3 protein-coding genes are annotated in these 3454 nt (G+C 71.6%); all 3 read right to left on the reverse strand.

Annotated elements, in window-relative coordinates; all coding sequences use genetic code 11:
• Window positions 1–97: 97 nt before the first annotated feature.
• Entirely contained in the window at window positions 98–1240 is a 1143-nt protein-coding gene (locus tag V7053_RS17910; RefSeq protein WP_334173619.1) for a hypothetical protein, read from the reverse strand.
• Window positions 1237–1959, reverse strand: coding sequence for a DUF4913 domain-containing protein (locus V7053_RS17915; RefSeq protein WP_334173620.1), 723 nt, complete (start codon window positions 1957–1959; stop codon window positions 1237–1239). Before V7053_RS17915 ends, V7053_RS17910 begins: the two co-directional genes overlap by 4 nt.
• Window positions 1952–3454, reverse strand: a 1503-nt coding sequence (locus tag V7053_RS17920) for a type IV secretory system conjugative DNA transfer family protein (RefSeq protein WP_334173621.1), incomplete at its 5' end; no start/stop codon positions are given. The genes V7053_RS17915 and V7053_RS17920, both read right to left, overlap by 8 nt.

The following is a 3454-nucleotide window of genomic DNA, read 5'->3' on the forward strand; positions in this document are numbered from 1 at the left end:
GAAGGGCTAGGATCTGCCACGATTCGCCTCGCCTCCCACGCGGGAGCGGTTGGGGATCATCGCTACTGCTGGAGCGGTCTTCCTGTAAGCAGCGGTATCACCGGCTCCCTTTCGTCAGCTGGGCCCTGCGGGCAGCGCTGCTGTTCGGGCTTGCGGTGGGGGCGTTGCGCGGGGCGGTGGCGACGGCCTTGCGGGGGTGGGTGCCCTGGCTGACGTCGGCGAGCATGCGGGCGTCAACGGCGGTCTGGTCGGCCAGGCCTTGGATGGAGGCTGCGAACTCCCCGCGCCGCTGTGCGGTGTCCCACTGGTCGTGCGCCACGGATTCCTCCCGCTGCTGCTCCTGTCGGGCGGCCCACGCCAGGTCCTCTTCGGAGGGGCCGTCCAGGTCCGTTGCCGCCCCGTCCCATTCCTGGGACCGGCCCATGGCCCGGTCACTGTCCCCACGGTGGGCGTCCGCGGCGCCGGCCTCCCGGACGGCATCCCCGGTGAGCCTGTCCGCCTCCACGGACGCAGCCTGCGCCTCGGCGGGCTGGCCCGTCTCGGCCTTCCAGCGGCGGACCAGCTCGGCCTCGTCGGACCGTGCGGCCGCCACGGTGTCGGCGGCGGCGTGGCTGCGGGTCCACTGCGCGAACCGCTCCGGGTCGGCGGAGGCGGCCCAGGCCTTCGCGGCCTCCAGCTCGTTGGCAGCGGCGTCGGCCTGCTGGGCTTTGGGACGGGCCAGCCAGGCGCTGACGAGGGCGACGTTGAGGCGGTCCCGCTCCTCGTGGCTGCGGGCCTGGCTCATCTCCCGGGTCCATGCACCGTCCATGAACGGATCGTGCTCGGCGACCCACTGCCGTGAGCGCAGCAGGTCGGTGACCCGGCCCGGCATCGAGGCCGTGACGTGCACACCGCGCTCGGCCAGCCTCTCGTCCATGTACCGCAGCGTCTCGGCTATCCCCGTGTCCTGGCCTGCCCAGGACACGGCGGTCTTGTACGCGGCGCCGATCCGCTCCGGGTCGGCCTCGGCCCACCAGGAGTCGGACCGGGCGCCCGCGAGGGAGGCGCGCGCCGCACCGCGCTCGGCCTCGAATCGGGCCGCGAGCTCGCGGCCGGCGCGTTCGGAGGCCGCACGGGCCTGGGCGAGGTGCTCCTGCCGGGCCCGGGCGGCGATCTCTCCGAGCCGGGCGGCGACCATGACCGCCTGGCGCAGCATGTCGTCCACTGCCTCGCCCACGCCGTCTGAGTGGTGGGTGCTCATGACTGGGTACCTCCTTCATCCTTGGATTCGCGCACGTCGGGGAACAGCTCGGGTGGCGGGGCCACCAGTTGGAACTGGCCCAGGGGGCTCTCCGCGTGCCTGTCCGGCTTGCAGCCGTTGAACGGGCCGCTGGTGGCGTCGGTGAGGACCGGCAGATGGTGGTCCAGATGGTCCTTGAGCCACACGCTCATGCCGGTGCGCCCGTCCAGGCGCAGGTGCTCCCACGCCCGCCACAGGGCCTCGAGGCGGATGATCGCCTCCGCGTGCTTCCACCACTGGGGGCACCAGGTCGTCTTGTCCCCAGTGGCGGTCAGCTGGCGCCGGTAGACCGGCACGAGGAACTTGGCCACCCACTCCGCCGTGGACCCGTACACCAGCTCCGGCTCCGGGACCGCCTCGGAAGTCGCCTTCGGCACCGGCTTGAGGGTTCCGTCCTCCAGAGCGCGGTGGATCCATGCCTCCACCGCGTCGTAGTCCCACTGCGGCGGCTCCCAGCCCAGTGGGGCCGGTGCCTTGCCGTGCATGACGAGGGACCGCCAGCGGCCGGCCTTGATCGGCTCGGCCTCCTCGGCGATCTGGGCGAGGACGTCCGTGACACTGAGCAGGAAGCCCCGCCCGTCCTCCCCGCCGTCCACGGCGGCGGGCGCCGCGGTCTCCTCCGGCTCCGGGGACTCCTCCCAGGCGTCGACCGGCTCTGGCCTATGGGAGCGGTCAGTCATGGCGTGCCGCCTCCAGCCACTTCGAGGCAGCCGTGGCCTTCGCTGGCATCGGCTGGGGAACTGTATTGATGGGTTGCTGCATTTGCAGGCTGCTGTTCTGCTGCATGTTCAGCGCGGCCCGGTAGGCGTCCACCAGGGAGTCCGGCTTCTCGCCGGCGCGGCGCAGCACCAGGCGCTCGAACGGCGTCCACGCGGTGCGCCGGGCCTGGGCCTCCGCCGCCTTCTTCCTGCTCTCCGGGGTCGGGTCATTGAGGTCCAGGGAGAACCACACGGCATCGGCGTGCGGGGTGTCCATCCACCGCACCGTCTTGATGAGCGCCCCGGGAGCTCCGGCGCGCTTGACGATGGCCCGCCCGATCGGCATGGCCGCGAGGTCCCCAACGGTCCATATGTGCTCCTTGCCGCCGTCGGGGCTCATGGACACGCTCCTGCGGTCCCCGGCAGTGACGTTGACCGTGTCGTAGCGGTATTCCCCCAGCGTGGAGGACACCTGCCGGAGGAAGCCCTCTTCGTCCAGGCCGGAGCCGATGACCTTCACCGTCGCGGCAGAGTAGATCGCCTTCATGCCCTCCTCGCCCCACAGCCGCACGCCCTGTGAGTACGACTGGAGCCAGGCGACCGGCAGAAGGCCCTTGGACCCGAAATGGGAGTACTTGTCCGGCAGGTCCTTCCAGATGCACACGTTGGCGATCTCATCGAGGGCGAACACCAGCGGCACTGGCAGCCGGCGGAATGGCTGGGTCATGGCGTGGGCCTCGGCGGCGTCTGCCACGGCGACGGTCAGCGCGGTCGTCAGCGCCGCCGCGGACCCGCCGCCCTCCTTGGAGAGCAGGTACAGGGTGTCCGTGCCCCGGACGAACTGAGCGGGGCTGAACTCTGGGCGGTTGTCCTCCGGGCCGGTCGGGTTCACCCAGTGGCGCGCCCCGGTGGACTTCAGCACCGCGCACATGGCCTTGGCCGTGCCCACGATGCCGTCGCGCTGGCCCGGGTCGAGCTGGAGCTGCGCTTCCAGGGCGAGCCCGAACGCGGCGTACTTGCCGCCCTCGGCGGCGGCGAGGATGGCCTGGGGCTCCTTCATCCCGACGTTGCCGCCCGTGATCCAGTCGTAGACGGTCACGATCGGCTTCTTCCCCAGGGCAGCGGCCAGCAGCAGGGCCGCGAGCATGTCCCGGCCCTCGTTGTCGAAGTAGGGGTCCTCGCCCTTCACGTTCGGTCCGCGCCCGGCCACCTTGAAGATGTCCGCGAGCTTCTGGGCGTGGTCGTCGTCCACCACGTAGCTGAGCGGGTTCCACCACCAGCTGGCCCGGTCGGGGCTGATCTTCTGCGGGTTGAAGGCCCATACGGTGCCCTTGAGGCCCCGGGGCAGGCGCGTGGCGTCGATGACGTCGGGCTTGTTCGAGGTCGAGACGACCGCGCCCGGGGCGTCCAGCACCGCCGGGATGACCTGGGAGGCAGTCTTGCCCTGGCGGGGGCCGAAGATCGACAGCGCCACGGA

The sequence above is a fragment of the Sinomonas sp. genome (assembly GCF_036848755.1).
Classification (GTDB): Bacteria; Actinomycetota; Actinomycetes; order Actinomycetales; family Micrococcaceae; genus Sinomonas.

Excerpts from the sequence above, each read along its gene's own strand:
- V7053_RS17910 (WP_334173619.1), bottom strand. The coding sequence starts at position 1,240 with ATGAGCACCCACCACTCAGACGGCGTGGGCGAGGCAGTGGACGACATG.
- V7053_RS17915 (WP_334173620.1), bottom strand. The coding sequence starts at position 1,959 with ATGACTGACCGCTCCCATAGGCCAGAGCCGGTCGACGCCTGGGAGGAG.